At 42.4% G+C, this 24,806-nt stretch carries 16 protein-coding genes and 1 pseudogene; 8 read left to right on the top strand and 9 right to left on the bottom strand.

Going from position 1 to position 24,806, the window contains the following annotated elements:
• Positions 1-72: 72 nt before the first annotated feature.
• A complete protein-coding gene (locus ACU6U9_RS21405; RefSeq protein ID WP_446736982.1) occupies positions 73-528 on the top strand; it encodes a hypothetical protein in 456 nt (151 codons plus the stop codon).
• 200 nt (positions 529-728) lie between these two features.
• Here ACU6U9_RS21405 and ACU6U9_RS21400 read toward each other — a convergent pair.
• From ACU6U9_RS21400 to ACU6U9_RS21380, 5 genes are all read right to left on the bottom strand, one after another.
• Positions 729-2,076 (bottom strand): IS1182 family transposase gene (locus ACU6U9_RS21400; protein ID WP_446736981.1). Its coding sequence is split into 2 segments (ribosomal slippage): positions 729-1,511 and positions 1,513-2,076, totalling 1,347 coding nucleotides; the frame shifts between segments, so codons are not numbered across the junction.
• Between the two features lie 74 nt (positions 2,077-2,150).
• Positions 2,151-3,131 (bottom strand): LysR family transcriptional regulator, encoded by a 981-nt coding sequence (locus ACU6U9_RS21395; RefSeq protein WP_446736980.1) that lies wholly within the window; start codon positions 3,129-3,131, stop codon positions 2,151-2,153.
• 183 nt (positions 3,132-3,314) lie between these two features.
• Positions 3,315-4,583, bottom strand: a complete 1,269-nt coding sequence (locus ACU6U9_RS21390) for an SO2930 family diheme c-type cytochrome (RefSeq protein WP_446736979.1) — start codon at positions 4,581-4,583, stop codon at positions 3,315-3,317.
• Positions 4,584-4,675: 92 nt separating this feature from the next.
• Positions 4,676-6,364 (bottom strand): parallel beta-helix domain-containing protein, encoded by a 1,689-nt coding sequence (locus ACU6U9_RS21385; protein ID WP_446736978.1) that lies wholly within the window; start codon positions 6,362-6,364, stop codon positions 4,676-4,678.
• A gap of 92 nt (positions 6,365-6,456) precedes the next feature.
• Positions 6,457-7,539: a helix-turn-helix domain-containing protein gene (locus ACU6U9_RS21380; protein ID WP_446736977.1), complete on the bottom strand. Its 1,083-nt coding sequence runs from the start codon at positions 7,537-7,539 to the stop codon at positions 6,457-6,459.
• A gap of 310 nt (positions 7,540-7,849) precedes the next feature.
• Here ACU6U9_RS21380 and tcdA point away from each other — a divergent pair, with 310 nt between their 5' ends.
• From tcdA to ACU6U9_RS21365, 3 genes are all read left to right on the top strand, one after another.
• Complete coding sequence (tcdA, locus tag ACU6U9_RS21375) at positions 7,850-8,629, top strand: tRNA cyclic N6-threonylcarbamoyladenosine(37) synthase TcdA (protein WP_446736976.1); 780 nt, start codon at positions 7,850-7,852, stop codon at positions 8,627-8,629.
• Between the two features lie 9 nt (positions 8,630-8,638).
• Positions 8,639-9,358, top strand: coding sequence for a spermidine synthase (locus ACU6U9_RS21370; RefSeq protein ID WP_446736975.1), 720 nt, complete (start codon positions 8,639-8,641; stop codon positions 9,356-9,358).
• Positions 9,359-9,765: 407 nt separating this feature from the next.
• Entirely contained in the window at positions 9,766-10,974 is a 1,209-nt protein-coding gene (locus ACU6U9_RS21365; protein WP_446733082.1) for an IS256 family transposase, read from the top strand.
• A gap of 56 nt (positions 10,975-11,030) precedes the next feature.
• On the opposite strand, the gene ACU6U9_RS21360 is transcribed toward ACU6U9_RS21365, so the two are convergent.
• Both ACU6U9_RS21360 and ACU6U9_RS21355 read right to left on the bottom strand, forming a co-directional pair.
• Entirely contained in the window at positions 11,031-12,959 is a 1,929-nt protein-coding gene (locus ACU6U9_RS21360; RefSeq protein WP_446736974.1) for a VacB/RNase II family 3'-5' exoribonuclease, read from the bottom strand.
• 130 nt (positions 12,960-13,089) lie between these two features.
• On the bottom strand, positions 13,090-14,931 hold the full coding sequence (locus ACU6U9_RS21355; RefSeq protein WP_446736973.1) for a hypothetical protein: 1,842 nt from the start codon (positions 14,929-14,931) through the stop codon (positions 13,090-13,092).
• A gap of 81 nt (positions 14,932-15,012) precedes the next feature.
• Here ACU6U9_RS21355 and ACU6U9_RS21350 point away from each other — a divergent pair, with 81 nt between their 5' ends.
• From ACU6U9_RS21350 to ACU6U9_RS21340, 3 genes and pseudogenes are all read left to right on the top strand, one after another.
• A complete protein-coding gene (locus ACU6U9_RS21350) occupies positions 15,013-15,765 on the top strand; it encodes a HesA/MoeB/ThiF family protein (RefSeq protein ID WP_446736972.1) in 753 nt (250 codons plus the stop codon).
• 20 nt (positions 15,766-15,785) lie between these two features.
• Positions 15,786-16,464, top strand: a pseudogene (gene can, locus ACU6U9_RS21345) (carbonate dehydratase).
• A 92-nt stretch (positions 16,465-16,556) separates the two neighbouring features.
• Positions 16,557-17,204 (top strand): DsbA family oxidoreductase, encoded by a 648-nt coding sequence (locus tag ACU6U9_RS21340; protein ID WP_446736971.1) that lies wholly within the window; start codon positions 16,557-16,559, stop codon positions 17,202-17,204.
• 54 nt (positions 17,205-17,258) lie between these two features.
• Here the strand turns inward: ACU6U9_RS21340 and trhA are convergent, their stop codons facing one another.
• A complete protein-coding gene (gene trhA, locus ACU6U9_RS21335; RefSeq protein WP_446736970.1) occupies positions 17,259-17,900 on the bottom strand; it encodes a PAQR family membrane homeostasis protein TrhA in 642 nt (213 codons plus the stop codon).
• A gap of 161 nt (positions 17,901-18,061) precedes the next feature.
• On the opposite strand from trhA, the gene mobA reads away from it, so the two are divergent.
• Positions 18,062-18,634, top strand: a complete 573-nt coding sequence (gene mobA, locus ACU6U9_RS21330) for a molybdenum cofactor guanylyltransferase (protein WP_446736969.1) — start codon at positions 18,062-18,064, stop codon at positions 18,632-18,634.
• Positions 18,635-18,683: 49 nt separating this feature from the next.
• Here the strand turns inward: mobA and ACU6U9_RS21325 are convergent, their stop codons facing one another.
• Positions 18,684-24,803, bottom strand: a complete 6,120-nt coding sequence (locus ACU6U9_RS21325) for an OmpA family protein (RefSeq protein WP_446736968.1) — start codon at positions 24,801-24,803, stop codon at positions 18,684-18,686.
• Positions 24,804-24,806 lie beyond the last annotated feature (3 nt).

Genomic DNA, 24,806 nt, shown 5'->3' with positions numbered 1-24,806 from the left:
CAGATGAATATTTGTGCCATTGACCGTTAAAACCTGTCTATACTTTATGTACTTAGAAAGGGGTTATGGGTTATGCACTATAAAACCGTAAAAGATGTGGTTGATCACAGTCGTCAGCTTCATCAGCAAATAAGCAATCTTTATCAAGAGATGGGTCAAGACCAAACTCAAGAACGGGTAAAGATGTTATTGGTTTATCTACAGCGACATGAAGAGCATTTAGAAAAAAGCTTAAACCAGTTTGAACACGATAAGTCACAAAAAGTGTTAGATAATTGGTTTCAATATGCGCCAGATCAAAATATTTCAGAGCTATTGGATAACATCGAAATCAATAACCATATGACCACAGACGAAGTGGTCGAAATGGCTTTAAAGTTGGATGATTATTTTATTGAGCTTTATGAAGGCATGGTTGAAAACGCGACCTCATCAGCGGTTAAATCGGTATTTGAAAACCTGCTAGACATGGAGAAGCAAGAGAAAATTCGTACAGCGAGAACCGCTTTAGCCATCAATGATATATAAAAAAAGCCGCTATGCGGCTCAGACTGCTGATAAACCCCAGTGTTTTCACTGGGGTTTATTCATTTCAGGGCAATTTAAGCGCCTCCTTGCTCAATTTATTCTCACCTCATATATCTCAATTTAATATTCCACCCACACTTATCGAGCTTTAGTTTGGCCTGATAAGGCTTTTCTGACAGGCATTTTTAATGCAAAGCGCTTTACGCTGCCATTAATGCGATCTTTTTCATATTTTGCGCAGCGGCCGTCATTAAGCACTGCATTTGCACTTTGTGTTTGCCTCGAAATTGCGCGTAGCGATAGCCGTGTAATTGTTTGGCATCTGCAAAACTTCTTTCCACCGTTTCCTTTCGCCTTGCGTAAAGTAGTTTGCCTTTGTCTGTTAAGCGGTGTTCGTTGATTCTATCCTTGCTGCCTTCCCAAACATGCCGCGTGATCACTTTTGTGTGATTTTGACTTTTGGTACAGCGCGTTAAGTCTGGGCAGTGTTGGCATGCGTTTGCGTCGCTATGATATTGGCGATAGCCTTCTCGAGTGGTGGTGCGATAAAAAACATTCTGTCCTTGTGGGCAGGTGTAGAGATCTTGTGTTTCATCGTAAACGTATTGGTTTTTGTAGAAATACCCTTTTTTATGCGTGGGTCGTCTGTAGCCCATGACACCATAAAGGTTTCTATCTTCGATGCCTTTGCATAACGCTGCGGTAAAATACCCAGCATCCAAACCCACATGCTGAAGATTAAATCCAAAACGTTGCACCTGTCTGTCGAGTCTTGCTAGATACGGGACACTGTCGTGAACATTACCCGCTGTGACGTGTACGTCGGTAATGATGTTGCAGCGTGCATCAACTGTGCGATGGTCTAAATAGAAAAACCCCTTTGGCTTGTTATCACGCACCATGTAGCCACTGTCTTTGTCTGTGGTGCTTTGTTTGATGTCTCTCGATTTATTGGGCGTCTCTGACCGCGACGCCAAGGGCTTTGTTTCCGTGATCTAGCCTGTCTTGCTCAACCGCTTTATCCAGCTCATCCATATACGCTTGGCGTTCAGCTTGTGCTTGCACTTTAATGTGCTTGTTTTTATTGGCGTTGGCTTTCAAATGAGTAGAGTCGGTATAAAGGGTGGTTCCGCCCACCAGCTTCTTCTTCATGGCTTGCAGCACGATTTCATCAAAAATCTGCTGATAGACATCGGATTCTTTAAACCGTCGAATACGGTTTTGGCTTAAGGTGGAGGCATCGGGAATCTTGTCGGTTAACCCAAGACCTAAAAACCACCGATAGGCCACGTTAACCTGAACCTCGCGGATTAATTGGCGCTCGCTGCGCACGCCAAATAAATAGCCGATGAATAATAATTTGAACATCAAAGTGGGATCTAACGCCGGTCGGCCGTTATTGGGGCTATAAAAGTCTTTGACTAAATCGTGAATAAAACTGAAATCCACTTTCTGCTCAATCTTGCGCAGAAGATGGTCATTAGGCACAAGCTCGTCAATGGAAACGAACTCAAGTTGCGACTGTGTTTGGGGGCGGTCATTTAGCATGGCCCTATTATAAAAAATCCTCACCTAAAAAGGCGAGGACTTTGTCAGCAGTCTGAGCCGCTATGCGGCTTTTTTTATATTGAGTGGTTGTCCATGTATTTTTTAATACTCAGCAGCTGCTCAGCATTGCTGCAATTTTCACATTCATTCATCAGTAACTCCAACTCTTTAGAGGCTTGAATGAAGAAGTCGATAAAGCTGCGCACTTTTTTAGGTTGATGTTTACCACTAGGGAAAACCAAAAAAAGAGGTTCTTGTTCAATTTGCCACTGGGGTAAGATAGGCACTAACTTACCGTCTATTATTTCTTTATACGTCATAAAGGTTGATGAAATTCCAACACCTTGTCCAGCAAGCATATGCTGTTTGTGTATTTCATGATGGTTCACCACAACCGAACTGTGCTTTTTAACTTCAAGGCGTTCATTGGTTGTGTTGTTAATAAAAACACTGCTGTGGCTGTAACCATTACGCGAACCAAATTCTACCCAAGGTATATCATTAAGTTGGTCAGGATGATTGAACGGACCATACTGCTCAATATACGCAGGGCTTGCACAAATGACAGGGTCAGTGTCATCGATTTTTCGAGCAATTAGACTGGAGTCTTCTTGTTTACCAATGGCAAATCCCACATCAAAACCATCTCTAATAAGGTGAACATCACCATCATTAAATATTAATTCTATATCTATTAGTGGGTATGCTTTTTTAAAACCAGCCATCCAACGGCCCATTATATCAATGGCAAAACCAACGGGTGCGGTAATACGAAGATGGCCACTGGCGTCTTTTTGTTTATCAGAGATGCGCTCATGAATATCGACGATCTCTTCAAATAACGGTTTGTATTGTTCGTAATATTGTAAACCCACATCAGTGGGGCGAACCTCACGGGTGGTACGTTCTAATAATCTGACACTGAGTTTGTCTTCAAGGTCGGTAATCATTCGGCTGACACGAGATTTAGGCATGTTTAGGTTACGCGCTGCGGCGGTAAAGCTACCTTCTTGTACTACCTTAATAAAAACTGACATCTGGTTAAGGTCTAACATGGCTTTCCATCAACTTTAGTTTGACTAAATGATGGATGAAAAAGTGTGAAAAGGCCAGTAATCAGTGCTTACCATCTAAAGTAAGGGGAGGTGATAGGTGATTTTAGGTGTGTGCAGTGACGAAGTATTCATATGTGAAATTATAAGCCAGCCTAATGACTGGCTTATAATATTTTTTCTAGATTAGAATGTTAAACCACAGTCATCTTTGTCCATGTTATCAATCCATGCTTTAACCAATTTAACCCCTTCTGTGTGGATGGTATCTCGTCCTAACTCTGGCATCATATTGCCGCCAGTAACATTCATGCGATAAGGCAGAAAAGATTTATCTGAACGCCCAGGAATGACATCTAATGGGTAGCCATCAGCACCCGATGCCACTGCTTTTTTGCACACACCAAATGATCTTTTGTCTGGATCAAAGTCACGATTAAATTCTAAGCGTAACCCACTATCACCTGCTGGCCCTGAATAATTAACTTCTTCAAGGGTTAGGTTAGAGCGGTGACAATGTGCACAATTAATATCTAAATAACTGCGCGCAGCTAGATTTAATTCCTCGGAGTTGAGTGCTTCAATCTCGACGTTATCATCCAAATTGGCTGCGGTATCGATTGTGTTTTTATCCGTAGGTGCTCCCGTTAAGATGCCAGCCTCTTCCCACTTAGTTAACTGATTCTTTATTTCACCGCTGCCGTAATCATAATCCCAATTTAAAAAACGTGCTTTTGGACCAATAGGCTTGAAAATGGAAACACGATCATCATCAGGGCCTTGGCGAATAGGGCTAATAGTATGGCAGTTAGTGCATTCATTTTTAGTGGGTACACCATAATTAAACGTTAAGTTCTCCCCTTTATGGGTCGTACTGGCAGCAATGGATGCGCCATAACTTAAATACTGTGCGTCGTTTTCACTTGACCAATAATAGGGAACAGCTTCCCAGCCATTGGTGCGGTGAATCAGTAAACGCGTTTCAATAATGTGCTCGGCACCATCTCGATTAGCTGTGTCTTTTGGAATGTTAAATGTTTTTACTAGTACGCTACCAACAGGAAAGTTCATGACTTCATGGTCGGAGTATGTGGCACTTGTATTAGGTGGTACAAAGACAAAACGATATTTGCTGGAATAATCAGTAAACAACTGAGTGTTTAGTTTATAAGGCAGGCCTGGAATTTGTGCATTACTGGTTGGATCACTTGGGTTAAGAAATAAATTATAGTCTGAAAGATTCTGACAATTAGCTTCTAATAATGCATCCCAGTTTACGTCGCTAGAGGCACTGGTACATACCGCTGGGTTTTGTCCGGTTACCGTGACTTCTTGGAATTTAATATCCCACGCATCGCTGTCGTCGCCAGATCCTGAGCCGCAAGCACTTAACAGAGAACTTACAACAATAACTGACGACCATGCTATAGGTTTAAGGTGACTCAAAGGTTTCATGGTTACGACCTTTTATCCATTTACAGGTATAAATATTATTTGGGTGAACAAGTGACTGAGAAAACTCAGATGAGCTTTCTCAGTTTGAAAGGTTAAAGGTTACACGTCGCAGAACCCGCGTCGTCGCCGCCAGTGCCGCAACCGTATTTTGTACCATTAATGGTGACAACCGATGCATCTAAGCGAGCTGGTGAAGCGTTACAGGTCATAAGAGTATTGGTATTAGAGTCAATCTGCCCAACTCGAAGCGTAGCGTTTGGCGTATCGTAAGTGCCAGAGCCTTCTACCGACTCTTTAAAGTTAAGCGGGGTGCCAGCAGTAGGGTGTGTCTCTGCTGGGTTGGTGCCATAAACATAACCAATGTTTAACTTAGCACCGTTATCGTTTTGATTGACACTGCCTTCGATGCACATCGTATTATTATAGACGCCAGGATTAATCCCCATTGGAGCTAACAAATTAGCATTGGTCAGCAATTCACCGATGCCATCGTATATGACAGCTGGGTGATCAACGGCGGCACCTGAAAAGTTTTGTCCTTGTAAATAACCGATCGAAACTTTGGCTAACAAAGAGCTGTCTGGGTTTTGATCTGGATCTGATGCGTTATTTTTATAGTTATTATTGTGAATATAAATATTGTTGGTAATAGGGGTCCAACCATTTGTCAGCGTTTGAGCGTATTTTGTGCCATAGTTTGCAACATCTTCATCAATTAAGAAGTAACTGGTGAGTGCAATGGCTTGACCGTTATTATCATCAAACTGATTATTAAAAATCTCAACCCCGTCAGATGCCAATACTAATGCCCCCGTTCCTTGAGGCACATAACCGACGAAGCCAGAACCCGCATTTACTAAATTATTAGAATAACTATGATTTTTAAATAGACGGATGTTACTGCCAAAGGCTTTATCTAAACCATCTAGATCAAATATTAAAAGGCCACCTGTATTATCAAACGCTACATTGTCATAAACGTCAGCATTTGCAGAGTTTTCAATTTCAATCCCCGCCACGTTGTGTTCAGCCACATTATGACGCACGACAATGTTTTCTGATTGCCCAACATAAATACCGGCGTCAGAAGAGCCTTTAGAGTAACTGTATTCCACTAAAACATTTTGAGAACCGACAGGGTATAAGCCATAGATGCCGTTTAGGCCTTCCTTTTCGGCTTCAGATGTTAATGTGTTCTCCCAAATGGTTGCTACGTAGTTAAAATGAACACCGTTTGCTTGGTCCACTTTAATGCCATTTTTAGCCGCTTCATATACAGAGAAATCACGCAATACAATGTCATTGGCACCGCTGACTTTTATGCCGTCATCTGCGGTTGAATCAATAAAATCTAATTTTGTCTGGTCAATACCATGACCCACAAGTGTTAAGCCATTTTGTGACGCACTAATGGCGATGGGTTTCGTCACGATGAACGTACCTTTAGGCAGAACAATGACATCATTTACACCAGCATCGTTTATGGTCGCTAGCAATACATTAGTGATGTCATCACCACTATTACCAGGAACAACGGTGGCATTTTGAGGGAACGTGTAGCCCGATGCGCTGCATTCATCGGCATTGAAACAGGTTGAGTTTTTGATTGCAGTTAAATCAACAACGGCTTGTGTTTTACTTGCTGCCATTGACATGGTGCGAGCAAATGGCCCGTCAACTTTCGGTGTGGTTTTATCACTACTGCTGCTACTGCCACAACCTATAAGAGTTATGCTCGCTGCAATCGCAGTGGCTAATTTGAGTTGGTTTATTATTTTCATTATTACCCTCTATTTTTACGATTTCGTCGTAATGACAGGGTAATAAGGCTGGCGCAATTAAGGCAGGTGATATTTGGCCGCGTGGCCAAATGTCACACGTTTAATGAAAACGATTTTTGTTGATAGGCTTTACGATAGTAGCTGGGAGTTTGCCCGATCCATTTTTTAAATGCATGGCGAAAATTGGTAACATCACTAAAACCAATTAAATTTGAAATAGTATCGATAGGAATATTGGTGTTGGTTAGGTATTCAATCGATAACTGGCATCGGACCTTATTTAAAATCTTTTGATAAGAAGTGCCAAAATTGGCCAATTGACGACGTAAGGTACGGGCACTGACGTTAAAGGCACTCGCGAGCATATCGATATCGGGGTAATCCCCTACACAGCTAATTAAAATTTGTTGAATTTCATTTACCAATGAACTGTCTTGTTTAAGGCTAGCAATCAGTTCATTACAGTAAGGCAAATAGTCATTTAAATTTGTGTGGTGTTGTTGTGTTCGTTCTCGTAAAAACTGTGAACGTTCCAGTGTCCAGCTATTTTGCTTGGCATTAAAGTCAATCGGGCAGCCATAGATAGCTTCGTACTCTGCACGATTGATTTCATCATCAAAGGTGAACGACATACTGTGATACGCTAAATCATCACCAAAAATAGTGCGAGCAATTTGCATGCGTGATGAATTACCCAGGGCGACAAAAAATAAAAATGTCGCATCGTCAATGTTTTGTACATTGTACATGGTGTCACACATGAGCTTGTCTTTTGTGGTTCGGCCCCGCTTTAATATATTACCTAGTAGGGGGTAATATTTGTTTTCAAGCTCAATCGCTTGCTCTAAGCATTGGCTTGAAGCAATGGCATAACCTAAGACACCTAAATCTTGTACTTGGTAGGTTGAGCCAATGCGAGTGCCTAGAATTGGGCCAAAGCGCTGTGCGCAAAATTTCATGGCGGCCAATACTTTGTATGTCGGGACGCTAGGCTCTTCTAAATCCTGCATAGTTAAACCAATGTGTTTCAACAGGTCGAGACTAAACAACGGCTCATTACTGCTCAAATAATGAACAATATTGCGTAATTCAAATGCGGGGTAGGGCTGGTCACCTAATACAGATAAATGACAATCTGTATTTGAATAAATGTTCATATGTTGCTTTTCGGTCATACCTGCCACGATTACGGCTTATGTAGTGGGTTATTGTTGTTATGCTCAGGATCGAACGTGACATATTAAAGAATGAACAGTTGTTCGCAATAATAAAATGGTTCAAGGCACTGAAATTCAACGGGCTGGCCATTATCCACACTTTCTAAAGATTAAATGTTACGTAGTGTTATCTATTAGTAACCGAATGTTATTAAAAAGAGGCTTAGTCTGTAAGTGCCATTAAATAAATGAAGAGATTTTACGCAAACTCTTTGGCTTTGAGGTTTGGCTGATATAATGCCGTCCTTGCTGAATATGGGTCGAAAATGTGAGTTATGAAGATCGTTTTGCTGGTATTGCCCGTTTGTATGGGTTACCGGCTCTTGAAGTGTTTCAACGCAGTAAAATAGCGGTAATTGGTGTGGGTGGCGTTGGCTCGTGGGCAGCCGAAGCGTTGGCGCGTACAGGGTTTGGAGAAATACACTTAATTGATATGGACGACATATGTATCAGCAACACCAACCGTCAGCTGCATACGCTTAAATCCACCGTGGGACAGCTTAAGACCGATGCAACGGCCGCGCGTTTAGTGGACATTAACCCTGAGCTTATAGTTAACCCCATTATGGATTTTTTAACGCCTGCAAACATGAGCCAATACTTAACCGGAATGGATTACATTGTTGATGCGATTGATTCACCCAAAGTAAAAGCCGCCCTTGCAGTGTGGTGCCGTCGCAATAAAGTACCTTTGATCATGACAGGTGCCGCAGGAGGCCAGACAGACCCAAGCCAGATTACAGTTGGTGATTTAAACAAAACCCATAACGACCCTTTAGCCAAAAAAGTACGCAGTATTTTACGTCGTGAATACGGTTATTCTCGCAACCCTAAGCGTAATTACTCGATTCACTGCGTGTATTCCATCGAGCAGCTAAAGTATCCGCAATCAGACGGTACTGTTTGCATGCAAAAAAGCTTTACGGATGGCCCGGTTAAAATGGACTGCTCTGGCGGCTTCGGTGCAGCCACTATGGTGACGGCCAGCTTTGGCTTTGTTGCCGCGGCAAAAGTGGCTGAGAAACTGGCTAAAACGGCCGAGGTATAAGACACAAACATGGCTGTGATTTATAGCAAGCAACAAGGCCAAGACTCTTATGAAGTGCGCAGTGCCGGTTCGAGCGTGCGTTTGTACAGTAATGGCGTATTGCATAGCCAGTATAATCCGCTGCACCCAATATCCGGTGCGATCTGGGATTTATTAGTGTTACCCGGGTTTTTCTTAAGTGAGCCTCCGCGTCATGTTTTAGTGTTGGGGTTGGGTGGTGGCACTGTTGTACATTTAATTCGGTATTTTTTCCCGCTGTGTAAAATCACCTGTGTTGAGCGTGAAGCGTTGCATATTAAAATGGCTAAGCGGTTTTTTAAAATACCAAAAGATGTCAGAGTGATTCATGGTGACGCATATGAAGTGTTAGCTGATATGAATGAGAAATTTGATTGGGTACTAGATGATGTTTTTCAGCATGCATCTGGTGAACCAGAGCGTGAAGTAGAATTTGATAAAGTCTTTGCGCTGTATAAAAAGGCATTAACCAATAATGCAGTATTGAGCATGAATACCATTGGCTTGAATCAATTAAGGCAGCTTAAGCAAACGAAATATGGTTTTGATCATGGCTATGTTATGCGTCATCCTTTATATGATAATGCGATTGTCAGCTTTTATAACAAAGGTCGTTCGAAAAGCGAATTTTTTGACGAATTATTGACGTACAACGTGCTAGATACTCGTCGAAAAACCTGTCGCCTACAAGTGAACATGCGAACGTTATAATAGAAGCATAATGCAAGTGAAAAGGTGAATGGGAGTTTGTATTGCGGTGTAATATAAACGAATTCGTTTTGTTCTATTTAAAAAAGGCGAGCTATGAAAAATCATAGTTCGCCTTTTTTAATGTGTTAATGATTTAAATGGTTAAGCTGTTTTTATATGCTTCATGTTATTTAAAGTATATGTATTACCATGCCTCCAAACGATTAACGTTTTTTAATTCAAATCCTATTATGATAACCAGATCTGTAAAGGTACATTTAATAAGCCCATCTAAAAGCGAAGTCTAAACACGCCTCGCTTTTAGATGTTGAAAATATGAGATAATAAGGCTCAATATTTTTGAGGCTGTAGATAAATCTGTGTAACTGCTTATCATCAAAGCCAGAAATGGCTAAGGATAGGCAGCAATGAACAAAGAAGCACTAGAAGCCTTTGCCCGCGAAGCGGCAAAGGGTATTAAAACAGAACAAGACCTTAATGAATTTCGTCAGATGCTCACTAAAGTGACAGTTGAGCGGGCTTTAAATACTGAGCTTGATGAGCACCTTGGTTATGAACGGAATGAAGAATCCTCTAACTCCAATAGCCGCAATGGCACCACCAGTAAAACTTTACGCACCGAAGATGGCCAGTTTCAACTAGATACCCCTAGGGATCGCGAAGGCTCTTTTAATCCTAAATTAGTAAAGAAAAATCAGACTCGGTTTACCTCGATGGACGATAAAATTTTATTTTTATACGCCCAAGGCATGACCACACGAGAAATCGTTAAAACGTTTAAAGAACTGTATAACGCAGATGCCTCTCCAAGCCTAATTTCAAAAGTCACTGATGCGGTCATTGAAGAAGTGATTGAATGGCAATCTCGTGAATTAGATGCGGTGTATCCCATTGTTTATCTTGATTGCATCGTGCTTAAAATTCGTCAGGACAAACAGGTGATCAATAAATCAGTTTACCTTGCCTTAGGCGTCAACATGGAAGGCCACAAGGAGTTATTGGGCATGTGGCTATCTGAAAACGAAGGGGCTAAGTTCTGGCTAAATGTTCTGACTGAGCTGCAGAATCGTGGTGTGAAAGACATTCTCATTGCTTGCGTGGATGGCCTGAAGGGCTTTCCAGATGCTATCAATGCCGTCTATCCAGAAACGCAAATTCAGCTGTGCATCGTGCACATGGTGCGTAACTCAGTGAAGTACGTTCCTTGGAAAGATTACAAAGCCGTCACCGCTGATTTAAAGAAAATTTACCAGGCCGCGACTGAGGAAAGTGCCTTGCAATCACTGTCTGATTTTAGTGAGAAGTGGGATGGTCAATATCCACAAATCAGCCGATCTTGGCGTAATCACTGGGAGAATTTAAATACGCTTTTTAACTATCCTGCTGATATCAGAAAAGCCATTTACACAACCAATGCCATTGAATCTCTGAACAGCGTTATTCGAAAAGCGACGAAAAAACGAAAAGTATTTCCAACAGAAGAGTCGGCTAAAAAAGTGGTTTACCTTGCGGTACGACAAGCTTCGGAAAAGTGGACTATGCCGATAAGAAACTGGAAAACGGCCTTGAACCGATTTATGATCATGTTCGAAGACCGTTTGAAAGATTACATTTAAAACTGGCGGTTACACAGAATGGCTTACATCCTCATATTTTTTTGCGTAATGTGAATTTATACAAACGATAAATCCAATTTACGCCCTTGGAGATCTAAGTTTTTAATGGTCACAGTCACTTCTTGGTCTAACTGATAGCTTGTGTCATCGTTACTATGACGCAAATAGACTTTATCAAAGTTTAAGCGTTTCTTGCTTTTACGCAGGTCGACAAACCCATCAATGCCAAAATCAACTAATTGAACGGTACAACCACCAATATTGGTTTGCACAATTTTACCGGCAAATTCTTTTTGCGGTAAGTTTTCAAGAAATTGTAGTTTCAACCAGTTTTCAGCCAAGCTAACGGCCTGACGACCTGAGATTAAGCCTTGTTGTAAGCGCTCAATCATTGCATCGTTTATTTCAGGTGCTTTCTGTTTATTAAGGTGACTTTTAATAACACGATGAATTAATAGGTCATTGTATTTACGAATAGGCGAGGTAAATGTGGTGTAGCTATCAAATCCCATTCCGGTATGCGGTCCCGCTTCTTGTTTGAATTCACTGCGTGTCAAAAAGCGACTTAAGATGCTTTTAATCGGTAACTCAGGTGCTTTTGCTTCAACGGCTTTAATGAAGGCTTTATAGCCTTCGGCAGTGGTGAAGTCACCTTCAAACGCAATACCGTGTTGTTCGATAATGGTTTTGATATCACCAATACGCTCGGTACGAAAACCGGGATGGTGGATGAAAATACCTGTGTTTAATGTTTGTAAGTGACGCGCGCAACAGATGTTAGCGACCAGCATGGCCTCTTCAACTAATTTTTGGGCACTGTTACGGTCGGCTTTGTAGATGGTTTGTAACTTGCCATTGTCGCCTACTGTTAAATAGTAGTCGGGGCGATCTTCCATAATTAAATTATGTTCTTGGCGGTATTGGTTTAATGCAGTTGTTGCTTGGTGTAGCTGGGTAAGGTGTTCGCTTAATGACGGTGCAACAACAGATTGGTCGCCATCGATGAACTGGGTTACCTGAAGGTAGCTTAATTTACCCTGTGAACGAACTAATGCTTCTTTAAACTCAAAGCTGGTTACCGCACCTTGTTTATCTAATTGAATGTCACACACTAGGGCTAAGCGGTTTTTATTTTCTAATAAAGAACATAAGCCGTTTGAGAGTTCTTGTGGCAGCATAGGTAAGCTGCGACCAGGAAAATACAACGAGTTACAACGGCGTGCCGCTTCTTGATCAAGGTTGGTGTTCATACCAAACCAACTACTTGGGTCGGCAATCGCAACACTTAATAGCCAGCCATTATTATTGGCTTGTGCAAATAATGCGTCATCCATGTCACGAGTATGCTCGCTATCGATGGTGACATATGGAATGTGTGTTAAGTCTTCACGGCCTGCTGCCATGGCATCGATACTTTCTTCAGCTAGCAAGGCAAGCTCTGAGAATGTGGTCTCTGGCCATTCGTGGCTAAGTTTGAACTTCTCAATGGCGTATTGGCGTTCGAACCCAGAGTCGCTTAACTGACCAATTTTTTCAATGACTTTGCCTTGTGGCTTGCCGCTATTAAATGGGTGGCGAGTGACTTCGCATTTGACCCATTCGTTGTCGGCAATACCTTCACAGGCATCTGGTGGAATGTATAACCAGTGAGTATTGCCATGGCTGTCAGGTTGAACAAATTGGGCTTTACCACGTTTTTGAAAACGACCAGTGCAGTGTTTGAATTCTGTACTGATGAGTTTTTCTGGTACGGCTTGGACTTTGTCTTTGTCATCCGTGGTCTCGGTGAACTGGATAACGTCACCTGGGAACACTTTTGCCATTTCATCTGGGGCTAAAAAGAAGGATTCACCCTCATCAGTGACAACAAATCCAAATCGGCCTTGGCTTCCACGAACGGTGCCTTGCTTTAATTTGGTTTCTTGTTGAGTCTGAATATCGGATTTCAGCGCTTTGAGCTGAGCTAAGCTATCGGAATTAAGCATGATATTACTGCAAATAAAAAAATTACCCACATGTTATCACTTTGTTTTCTTATAAGGTACAGCTGCAAGGTTGATAGGGAGTCAGTGTGAAGATTTAGTTTTAGTTGATGCTCCGTAAGGTCAGAGCTGTCTATTCTTCCACCAAATTTGAGCTATATGTCGTACCAGTTGGTGTGATGACTTCAATTTGTTGTGCAACTTTTAACCCGACCACTGTGTCTGTTAGGTCGAATTCTTCACCATCCGCATTGAGCATGATGGTTTTGACTTCGGTGCTGATACGTGAGGTGCCAGTGAAGACGACATGATTGTCAGAAAGCATATGTATGGTGTCGAAATCAGGTAGCCATAATCCAAAGTCTATGGTTAAAAACTCATAGTTACTGGTTGCATTGCCCGTATCCAGCTGGGCAATAGATAGGTTTAAACCAGCATCATAGCCAATGCAATACAGAGTATTGTTGAACATTTGGCTTTTACGTAAGCCTCTAACATCACTATTAGGTAGACCCGGAATAGACGGCATGGGGTTAAGAATTTCAATTTCGGGCTCTTGTCTTGGAAATGCACGACCCCCTTGGCAACTCGAGTTAACAAAATAAGGAAAACTATAGTCATACGAGGCAATACTTTGGCTGTTATAAGGTAAACGTAGACTGTTGATTTGGGTGGTGTAGCCACTAAATGACTGACGAGTGACATTGCCATTACAGCTAAATATGAGCTTATTGAAGCCTCGTTCGGTGACTTCAAAAATACTGCTATTACCTGCATCATCATCTGCCACGATTAAGCTGGAGTAGGGGGCAAGTAGTACTGTGCTTAAACGGCCAGTTACCTCTTCGCAGTCTTCTAGTAACACTCGATAGCTGTTGTCTCCCCCGTCGAGGTTTCGATAAATCATTACGCCTGAACGGCTCACCACAAACTGCCCAAGACCAGGGCGATCATCTTCTAAGCTTACTTGTTCTAAGCTGTATTGATTGGCTGCCCCTAAGCTCATTTTATAAATGTTGGTTGGTGTGGGTGCCGTTGTTTCTGTTGTGGTAAGGGCTTGAGTAAATGACCCTGATACAAAGGCGGCCGCCGCAGTGTCCGGTGTTGTGTCATCCGTTGCCGGAGTCGGAGCAGTCGGTGTTACGGTAGCACCTACTGGGCCCGTACAAGTGGGCGCTTCTTCGTCTGTAGTATCGGTTGTTTCTTCTGTGGTATCGGTTTCTGGTGTCTCTGGGTCGGCGACGGTATCGTCGGTTTCATCTGTTGTATCGTCGGTTTCATCTGTAGTGTCATCTTCAGTCTCATTGGTGGGGCAAGGCACGCCAGTGTGATGATCAATTATCTCTTGGTGATCAACTTCTTCCATCATATCAAGTGCTTCGTAATCAATGCTGATGACGTATAAATCATTGGTGTCGTTCCAGCGGCTATCGGGTGGAAAATAATCTCGCCCCAATTGGGTCAAGGAGCTGCGGCCGCTGTTACCTTGTTCATTGAGGCCCGTGGGGGCGCTGACGACGGTGCCAGATCTTAAATCCACGAGTAGATTGAAGTAGTCATTAGTGGTGTCTGTATCAAAGTTACGATGAAACAGTGTCAGCATAATGTAGTCTGGATTCATCACCATGATGTCTAAAGGAACGATGTTTTCTTCTGAGGCAAAGCTTAAATTGCCAGTTAAATCTAATTCAAGAGCGGCTGTGTCTAAAAACGTAATGGGAGTGATGACGTTATCAGCATCAAGTGCGTAAAGCTGCTGTGTAAACTGCTGGCTGGTGGCTAATTGCTTGTTAGTACCAAGAGGAACGATACCAATGAAAAAACCGACATAATCGGTCGGTAATACTAAGCGTGAGACAGGTGGAGTCGGCAGCGTCGGTACATTTAGCGTAGTGGTAATTGTGCCACCACCGCCTCCGCCACCACCACCGCAACCTGCCAGTGTGATTAATATGATCAGACAAATAGATTTCATGTATTAGCTATCGGCCAAGGTGAAAAATGTTAAAGTGCTAATGATCAGTTTTTTATGTATTTAGGTTGGAGTCATCGCATTATGAATGACCATGAATTGGAACGTTATAGTCGTCATCTTTTATTGCCTCAATTAGATTATGATGGTCAGCAAGCTTTATTAAATAGCCATGTTTTAATATTAGGGCTAGGAGGCTTAGGTGCTAGTGCATCTCAGTATTTAGCAGGCTCTGGTATTGGTCGATTAACCTTGTTAGACCCTGATAGCGTCGAGTTATCGAATCTTCACCGGCAAGTAGTGCATAACGAAAACACGCTTAATATGAACAAAGCGCAGTCTGCTAAGCAGCAGCTAGAACAATTAAACTCGTCTATTGCCATTGAAGCCATTGATCATTTATTGGATAACCCTGAGCTACTTGATTTAATCAAGCGTGTTGATGTGGTGGTTGATTGTACCGATAACAGTACCTCGCGTATGCGGCACAACCAATTCTGCGTTGAAACTCAAACGCCCTTAGTAAGTGCAGCGGCCATTCGATTTGAAGGGCAGCTTATGGTGGTGGATACGAATAATGCATCATCACCCTGTTATCAATGTGTTTACCCTGATTTATCAGAACAACAAGATACCTGTAGCCAGTCAGGTATACTGTCACCCGTGGTCGGGTTGATGGGTGTTATGCAGGCATTAGAGGCCGTGAAATTAATTTCAAAGATCGGAGCCTCATCCATTGGTAAATTAATCAACTTTGACGGGTTGGATTTATCAATGCGGACATTTTCTGTTAGTAAAAACAAGAATTGCCCTGTTTGTCATAAAAAAAATAAATGATGTAACAGCATCGTTAAAATATGTATGCGGAATGTGATGCGGAGGCATTTGTGGCAAAAGAAACTAAATCCTTACAAAATTTAATCGAAAATAATCGCATTTGGTCAGAGATAATTAGTGAAAAGGACCCAGATTTTTTTCCAACACTTGCTAAGCAGCAAGCACCCGATTATTTATGGATTGGCTGCAGTGATTCCCGCGTACCAGCCAATGAAATTGTTGGATTAATGCCTGGTGAGTTATTTGTACACCGAAATGTGGCCAACATGGTCGTGCATACCGATATGAACTTACTATCGGTTCTTCAGTATGCGGTTGAAGTATTAAAGGTGCGCCATGTGATAGTGGTTGGGCATTATGGCTGTGGTGGTGTGAAGAGCTGCGATGAATAACCAAAAATTAGGGTTAATTGATAATTGGTTATTAGAAATTCGTGACCTATACCATCAGAAACGTAGCCTGTTTAAAGGCCTTCAGTCAGAAGAAGAAAAAGTTGATTTATTGTGTGAGCTGAACGTCGTTCGGCAAGTCTATAATCTAAGCCATACCTCTATTGTACAAGATGCTTGGGCTAATGGTCAGGAGCTGTCCGTACATGGCTGGGTGTACGGTCTGAGTGACGGTAAGGTAAATAATCTTAATGTTACTATTAATGAAGCTGCACAATTAAATGAAGTGTATCGGTTAGATTTAGAGTAACGTCGATGAGATTCATTGTTGCTTAGTCAGCCCTAGTGAAACGGGTGAGATTGGCGTTCAATAGTGTCCATTGAGTGTGTATGGAGCCTGTTATGAAAACACTAAGAATTGATATTGTCAGTGATGTGGTTTGCCCATGGTGTGCCGTGGGTTATGCAAACTTGTCTAGAGCACTAGAGCGTCTTTCTAGTGATATAAATGCCAATATTCAATGGCACCCATTTCAGTTAAACCCTTATATGGCACCAGCAGGTCAAGCAATTGATGAGCACCTGAGTGAAAAATATGGTTTAGGTGAGGCTCAGCTAAAAGAAAACCAGCAACGTTTAGTTGATGTTGGCCAAAAAGCAGGGGTCACATTTAATTTTGATCAGCGGTCTCGTATTTTTAACACACTTGATTGTCATGTTTTGCTGGATTTTGCTGAAACGCAAGATAAGCAAACTCAATTGAAATTAGCGTTATTTGATGCATATTTTAATAACGGTTTAAATGTCAGTGATCAAGCCGTATTGATTCAAGTAGCACAGTCAATTGGCCTGGAAAAAGAGGCTGTTGAAACAGCGCTGGCGGATGAAGCATTAAAAGAAAAAGTAAAAGACGAAGAGAATAAATACAAATCCATGGGCATTAATTCCGTTCCGGCTTTTATTATTAACAACGAATATTTGATCAGCGGTGGCCAGCCAGTTGAGAGTTTTGTGCAAGCACTGACAGAAATCTCAGCAAAACAAGATTAGTCCTTATCGATAAACGTTGCGCTTTTGTCATGCAAAAGGGCAACGTCTTTACCTTTATAAGTACACGCCAATACTCACAAAATGGCATGCAGCGCCTGCTAATACAAAAATATGCCACAGGTCGTGAAAATTAAACTGTGTATGTAGGTTCGGCCATTTAGTGGCGTATACCACGGCGCCTACGCTGTAACTAATACCACCTGCTACTAGCCAGTTTATTGCGCCAGCTGAAAGCGATTCACTTAAAGGCTCATACACAAATAAGCTTATCCAACCCATTGCCAAATACAGTAACGTGCTAAACCAGCGCGGAGCATGTAGCCAAAATATTTTCTTGAGTATGCCGACAAATGCGATTCCCCAAATGATCCCAAACATGATCCAAGCTTGAGAATCCTCCAAGCCAATTAAGCAATAGGGCGTATATGATCCAGCTATCATGACATAGATCGCCATATGATCAATTCGCTTAAGTGCACGAACACCGGCTTCACTTATATCCATTAAGTGATAAACCGCACTTGAGGCAAACATCATAAACATGCTTAAACCAAATACGATATAGCTGGCAAGATACAGCCCCCAGTTTAATTCAGGTAAATTTGTCAGCATATAAGTTAGGCCGACTAAGGCCATTAGCGCGCCGAATAAATGGCTGAGACCAGAAAATGGTTCTCTTAGGTGACGTTTGAACATATTTTAGGTAAACACTTGTTCGCTGAATTTGGAGGCATTAAACGCGTATTGGCAATGTCTGTCAAGATACGGCTCAAGGCATGATATTACCAATGAAGTGATACCTTACAGGTGGAAGCTGTGGGAAAATAGCAAAACCCAATATTAAATTGAGAAAGCCAATGCTTAAAGTGAGCGGCATTATTTTATGTGGTGGTCTGAGTCGCCGCATGGGGCAAGACAAGGGTTTGATGGCGTATGATGGTCAGCCAATGGTGTCGTGTGTCGCCGGAGGTTTCGATGGTGCCCAGGAGCTGCTGTTAAACTGCAATCAACACCAGGCCCAATACCAGTCTTTAGGTTTTGATACGTTTGCTGATCATAAATACGGCGATATTGAGCCCCATGCAGGGCCTTTGCTCGGTATGCTAAGCGCCATGGAAGAAGCAAAAAATGACTGGTTATTATTTAGCCCTTGCGATACGCCAAATATCCCTGAAAACTATTTACACGTTATGGCGCAGCATGCCAGCGATCAGTTGTCGTTTGCGTGTGTTGCATTTGATGGTGAGCGCCAGCAGCATTTGCATCTATTACTGCATAAAAAATACAAAGAAAGTTTGATGATGTATTTACTATCGGGTCGAAGGCGTACCAGTGAGTGGCTCGAAGGTATCAAACCAATTACGGTGAATTTTTCAAAATATAAAAGTGCGTTTGAAAATATTAATACAATGGAAGATTGGCCAGCTTAACGCAATAAAGTAAAACGAATAGCTGGCTTAAGATAGAAAAGGGTGTGACTTAGTTGAAGTACGCTTTGAGTGCTCTTAAATTGTCTTGGTCGGCTTTGATGCGCAGTTTCAAGTAGATACCCTGTGCGCTGTAACCAGCGTCATCAAAGTCACTGTCAATAAAGCCTGCAAAGTTATAACCCACGCTCACCCAAGTATTAAGCTGCGGTGTGTAGCCAACACTCAAGCCAGCGCTGTGGCGACTGTCTTTTAATTCGTAATCATATAAGCGCTGGCCTTGTAATCCCCAGTCCCATTTCGGCATGAAGTGGCGGCGTACTTGGGCGCCAATTAAATCAATGACACCTGAATAGTCGATGTTCTCAATTGTTTCATCAACGTACTTGAAACCGTATTGAGCGCTTAATTGGGTTTTACTCCAACGCATGTTGATGTGAGTGTTGTTCACCACGCGGCGGCTGATTAAATTAGCGGACGTTGTGTTAGCCACTGAATCTATATCTTCTTCAATGTATTTCGTCTGGTTTAACCAAGCTAAACCAAATGCCAATGGGCGTAAGCCAATATCAAACTCAACTTGTTTAAATTCGGTACGTTCGGTTTTACCGTCGTCTAAGCGATACTCACCATTTAAACCGAAAGCAAAACCTTGGCCAATTGGACGGTAAATACCGCTCGTGGCGTTCCATTTTTCATTGGCATCGCTTTCACGGTATTCAATGCGGTTAGTCCACTGCCAAGTCGGGCTGCGATAGCCCCAGCCTGTATTAATGGCGTAAAAATCATCGCTGGTTTGTGCAAAGTTCAGCACTCTGTCGTCTGTTTTCTCTAATACGTTGTTTTCTAAATCTTGGCTTTGGTCGTAACCAAAGCTGATTTGCCAATGCTCATTTAAATTCACTTCTTGATTCACGCCATGTACGGCAAACAGTCGATCACCATCTTTACTTTGTTGTTGCTCAACACTGTTACTCACTTGCATGCCTTGCCAAGGTGTTGCACGTAGACCTGCAACGCTACGCATAGGCGCATCGCTTTCAAAACCGGTTTCGTGTATCGCAAATAACGTAACTTGATCATTAATACGGAAGTCACTGCTTAAGCGCAGCAAGTCGTAAATGTCATCGTTTTGTTTTAGGTTTAATTCAACGTCTGCGCCGAGTAACCAGCGGCCGTTCATCATGGTATAAGAATGGCCTGCTAATAGTTGTTGAATAGATTGCGTGTCGCCAGTGGCGGTGGTGTTTTCACTGACGCGTCCGCCTAAATGGTAGCGACCAAATTCATATTCGTTGTTAAATTTCATTTCAGCCATGGATAAACGTTGATCATTACCCAGTTGGTTTTGGTCACTGATGAGAGCATTAATATATTGTTGTGATGTTAGGTAGTAAGTACCTTCAACACCGAGCTTTTCAGTACTGCTTTCACTGTTATTTAATTGATCTAAACCAAAGCCTGCTTCCTCGGTACGGATATACGCTTTGGTTTGTAATTGTTCGCCGCGATAATCAAGGCTTACATAGTTTGCATTAGCGTTGGTTTTAACGCCGTTGTTTGTTTGTTCTGTAATGGCTGTTTCAGCTTTAATTTCTAATTGATCCGTGAGCTGTAAGCGCGCATCTAAACTGTTTAATGTTTTGCTGTCATCGCCAAGTTCTTCACTAATAATAGTGGTACCAACTTCAAGCGACTTATCAAGTACATGGACAGCCGCACGGCCACCGTAGGTTAGGTCATTGGTGCTGTCGTCTTGTGTTTCATAGCGGGCAATAATATAGCGAGGGTTTAAGTTTTCATCTGTACTTTGTACGGGAGACTTAAAGAAAATAGAGCCATCAATGTAGTCAATGCTGTAGTCACTGTCTTTGGCTAATTCTATTTCACTTACAATCACTTCACTTCTAAAGCGGTCACGTACTTGTAAGCTAATGGTTTCACTATTACTGATAATGTCTTTGTTGGAAAGTTTGTACAGACCAGACGTGCCGTCGCCTCGTAACTCATCGCGTGCAAAGCGCTGTGCAGACTCAGTCACAAATGCATTGAAACTAACAATGTCACCTTGGAATACGGACTGAATACCATGGAACTTTCTTAAATAAGTACTTAACTCTGTTTTATTCAGGTCGGTGCTGTAGTCACCAAATACAGTGTAGAAGCGTTCTTTTTCGATACGTAAATACAATTTACCTTCCATTGATGCATCGAGTTTTTGCGTACTGTTATCGCCATACAATGTGTAGTACTTGTTTGGGTCTAGTAGTTTTTCAAAGGGGGTGGTGGTTTCTTTATTACTGTCATAGGCGGCCGTTAATAACCAGTCACCGGCAATTTGGCCCTTGGCAAATAACGCTAAACGGCCATCGGTATAAAAACCATCTTCCTGATCATGGGATTTTGCATTTTGAATATGCCCACTAATGGTTTGATAACCAATGGTTCCTTCACCCAATGCAATTAACATCCAGTCACGGGCTTGTGGTTTTAACCAAACACGCACTTCATCTTCTTGGCCATTGGCAAGTGGGAAACGAATCACTGCTTCGCCTGCTTGAGTCGTGGGCTCTAATGTAATGTATGCAATGCCGTCACCGCTGATTTCATAGTTGGGTTTGAATTCGTTACGGTTGATCTGCGCTTTATCTTTATTTGGGTTCAGTGCTTTATACGGGCTATCAATGGTGAACTCACCTTGTAAGCCATTACGCACTGGGTAACCATCTTTATCAAATAACTGCACGGCTATTACTGGTGCAATCACACCGTCGGCCACTGCCTTTGTTTCTTCTTTTACTAATTCAACACGAGTAGGGGAGCCAGCATAATGCAGTTGGAATTCTTTACGATTAATGATGTTGTCATTTTCATCAACTAAAGAGGCAATGAATGTATTGTTGCCTTCTTTAATATCTACACCGCCCCATTGACTAATAGCCGATTGATTTGCAGCGTATTTTTCACGCTTCGAAAAATTCAGCTCGCTTACTGGTGAGCCATTTAACGTTAAACGAACACGCTGATTAATTGGGTGTTTAACGGCTATTTTAGTTGATGGAATATTGGGTAAAAAGCCATCGCTTGGCCATAGCCACTCAAATGTATTATCCGTTTGCGCTAGATATGCTTTATCAAATTCTGGCATGGTAATGGTGTTGTGGATTGGGCCAGATGCAGTGGCTTCTACTGGAAAGTCAAAGCCGCCAGGTGCCACACCGATTGTGGCAACCATTTGATCACCACTGTCCGCTTTCGCGATGTGCATGGCGTTGTTGCCAGATAATATGTTGACCTCTACACGGCGGTTTTGTGAGCGTGTATTTTCATTCATGTTGCGTGCAATCGGGTTTTTAGCCCCAAAACCGGCAACGCTTACTTGGTCTGGTGTGAGGGCAAGCTCGGTCATTAAATAATTAGCAGCGCTGCGAGCTCTTGCAAGTGATAGCTCATAGTTGTCTTTGAAAATATGGCGACTACGACGAGCAATTGGTACGTTATCGGTATGGCCCGCTACTTCAATTTGTAAATCCTTTAGGCCTTTTAATTTTTCAATAACAACGGCCATTGCTTGCTTGTCGGCTTCACTTAGGTCTTCACTGAACGAGCCAAACTTAGGCGCTTCTTCAGGTTTGTGAATTTGATTGTTAGCAGGAACAAGCGCCAGCAAGGCTGATGTCAGAGCAAGAGGCGTACGCTGATTATTTTGGCTAGGGGAATTAAACATTGCCACTGAACGTGTGGTTAATTCGCCGGGTTTCGCATCTTTACCAATGTAGGCTTCAAATTCTAAAACGTGCTGCCAATCTTTACCTGGGTCATTGAGTGAAAACAACAATGTTTGCGCATCGTATTTTTTAGGTTCGCTAATAGAAGTACCATCTAGTGTGGCCGAATTAGGTTTATAAATCACACCTTCAGGTATCATGACTAAGCTGCGTAAATCTTTAAGGATAACTTCGCTGCCATTAAGTACTAAGCGATACAGTATTTTTTGTGCAACAGGGCTATTTGCCGCCAGTGATTCACGTTCTGTTTTGGTGATAGGCGCAAGGCGACTGCTTAAGCGCTGAGTGACTTCACCTTTGCTTGGTGGCTTAAGTTTTACTACAAAGTCTGTACGCCACATGGTGCCAGGAGCAAGATCGACAAACTGACTGTATTCACGACCTGCATGTTGACCGTAATCGTCACACGCCATTAGGTCTAAATATTTAGGTAAGGTTTCAGTATCCAGTTGAACAACGTGGGTGCCTGGTTTTTGATCTTCAATATGCCATAAACCATCTTCATCGGTAACGACATAAGTGCCGTTCTCTAAATAGATTCGAACACCTGAAATGCCTTCTTGTTCGGCATTACCCTGACAATCGCCTATATAAACACGGCCAAATAATCGGCTGTTGTCGCTGAATAAATCTTCTTTTATTTCAACATCTGCGATGGCTGTATTACTACTTAGAATCCCTTCACCGGCTACGTCTTCTTGATCTTCAATCCAAGCGCTGTTGGTTGCTTTGCCTGTCGGTGTGTTGACACCAATACGAGCCACATAACGCAGGTTGAGTGTTTCGTTTACAGCAACGTTTGCTAATGTGAATGTTAAATTTCGGCCATCACTGCTGATGGTGGGATCAGCTACTTTAACGCCGTCAATACTGGCACTGCCGGCAGCGTAACGAAAACCTTGAGGCAACGTATCTTTAAGCGCCACGTTAGTGCCAGGGATTTCTGTATTTTGCAGTTTGATGTTGTAGCCAACTAATTCGCCGACACCGGCTTGTGCTTTATTGGCTGTTTTAGTTAGTAGAACACTGTTGTCTTTCGGGTCTAGCGGGACATCCATACGGAAGGTAATACCCGAATTAAATATCCGGCCACGGCTACCATCGGTGTCGAAGTTAAACGGACCGTTAGGAATATCAGTGAAGGCTTTTTCGTCAGCAATAGGGTAATCGTGATAGGCGCTTTCGCCAATTTTCACAACATATTCGCCGCCATCTAAAACAGGGAATGCAAAACCACCATATGGGAACGTGTAGGTGTAAGTATTGCTATCAGCCCCGACCACAGAGACTGTACCACCAGTAGTGACGGTACTCGGAAAAACACCGCCTTCATCGCTTAAAATTTGAGCCGGTGTAATGCCGTCCTTATCGTAAAGCGTAACCGCAATACCGTTTATGTATTCACCGGTATCAGCGTTTACAACATAGCTGCTAGGGTCAAATAGGGCGCCTGCTTTTACTAAGTCTAAGCTATCGAATTGGTCTTGATAGCTGGCTTGAATGCTTGAGTTATTAGAAACAGACAATGCGCAGTTGTGTGCAATCGGTGGGTTCTCTGCACTGTTGACGGTTTGAATATAGCCGGTAAATAATCCCGTGCTTGCGCCTGTCTCGGTTAATTGGATGGTTTCTTTATCGGCACTGCTTTCTGTTAGAAGAGTAACAATAATTTTTTCAACTTGAGTAGGGTCTTGGTTTTGATCTAAATCTTCAAGGTGAACAAAAATAGTGTCGCCCACTTTAAAATAATCATCACTGTTTAAAGATAATGTATTAGGCAATGTTAATAGTTGCCCTTGGTAATTTTTAGGCACGGGTTGAGTGTCTAAGTTTTTACCGGATGCGTCATTGGCGCATTGACCCTGACTAACAAGGAAGTCGCCCGATAGTGACTTACCATTAGAACTCGCACGAGTAGTGACAGCATTGCTAAATGTACCATCCGCACTTAATAAATTTTGGCTGATGCCTTTTAAACTTGAAGACGGCGGGTTAGCAGCTGCTTCTTTCGCTTTTGCCGCGGCGTACTGCGTCGAAAAATCAATGCTGTTGTGCATTAATGTAATGACGGACGGCGTACCAGCCCCCGACTCGTTACGGGCAGTGATAAAACTTTCGCTGTCTTGTGCTTGGTAATCATTACCACGGAATTGGTAATCAACATAGGCGGTATTGTTAACAACGGTATTTTCAGGTGTATCAGCAAACGCCGATTGTGGCGCGGTTAATGTAAAAAAACTACTTATCAAAGCAACGGCAAAAACACCGCTCTTTTTAATCAAAGATGCAGTGCTTTTGGCTTTGCTTCGGCCCAAAGCGCGAGGTGCGCTTTGGGCGAAGGTTGCACAGCTAGGCTGTGCGTTTTTGTTAAGACTTAAAATCACTAA

It is taken from the genome of Pseudomonas sp. HK3, assembly GCF_052920985.1.
The sequence above is the reverse complement of the archived record's forward strand: the minus strand, read 5'-3'. Positions and strand labels throughout refer to the sequence as shown.

Excerpts from the sequence above, each read along its gene's own strand:
- ACU6U9_RS21405 (WP_446736982.1), top strand. The coding sequence starts at position 73 with ATGCACTATAAAACCGTAAAAGATGTGGTTGATCACAGTCGTCAGCTT.
- ACU6U9_RS21395 (WP_446736980.1), bottom strand. The coding sequence starts at position 3,131 with ATGTTAGACCTTAACCAGATGTCAGTTTTTATTAAGGTAGTACAAGAA.
- ACU6U9_RS21390 (WP_446736979.1), bottom strand. The coding sequence starts at position 4,583 with ATGAAACCTTTGAGTCACCTTAAACCTATAGCATGGTCGTCAGTTATT.
- ACU6U9_RS21385 (WP_446736978.1), bottom strand. The coding sequence starts at position 6,364 with ATGAAAATAATAAACCAACTCAAATTAGCCACTGCGATTGCAGCGAGC.
- ACU6U9_RS21380 (WP_446736977.1), bottom strand. The coding sequence starts at position 7,539 with ATGACCGAAAAGCAACATATGAACATTTATTCAAATACAGATTGTCAT.
- ACU6U9_RS21370 (WP_446736975.1), top strand. The coding sequence starts at position 8,639 with ATGGCTGTGATTTATAGCAAGCAACAAGGCCAAGACTCTTATGAAGTG.
- ACU6U9_RS21365 (WP_446733082.1), top strand. The coding sequence starts at position 9,766 with ATGAACAAAGAAGCACTAGAAGCCTTTGCCCGCGAAGCGGCAAAGGGT.
- ACU6U9_RS21360 (WP_446736974.1), bottom strand. The coding sequence starts at position 12,959 with ATGCTTAATTCCGATAGCTTAGCTCAGCTCAAAGCGCTGAAATCCGAT.
- ACU6U9_RS21355 (WP_446736973.1), bottom strand. The coding sequence starts at position 14,931 with ATGAAATCTATTTGTCTGATCATATTAATCACACTGGCAGGTTGCGGT.
- ACU6U9_RS21350 (WP_446736972.1), top strand. The coding sequence starts at position 15,013 with ATGAATGACCATGAATTGGAACGTTATAGTCGTCATCTTTTATTGCCT.
- ACU6U9_RS21340 (WP_446736971.1), top strand. The coding sequence starts at position 16,557 with ATGAAAACACTAAGAATTGATATTGTCAGTGATGTGGTTTGCCCATGG.
- trhA (WP_446736970.1), bottom strand. The coding sequence starts at position 17,900 with ATGTTCAAACGTCACCTAAGAGAACCATTTTCTGGTCTCAGCCATTTA.
- mobA (WP_446736969.1), top strand. The coding sequence starts at position 18,062 with ATGCTTAAAGTGAGCGGCATTATTTTATGTGGTGGTCTGAGTCGCCGC.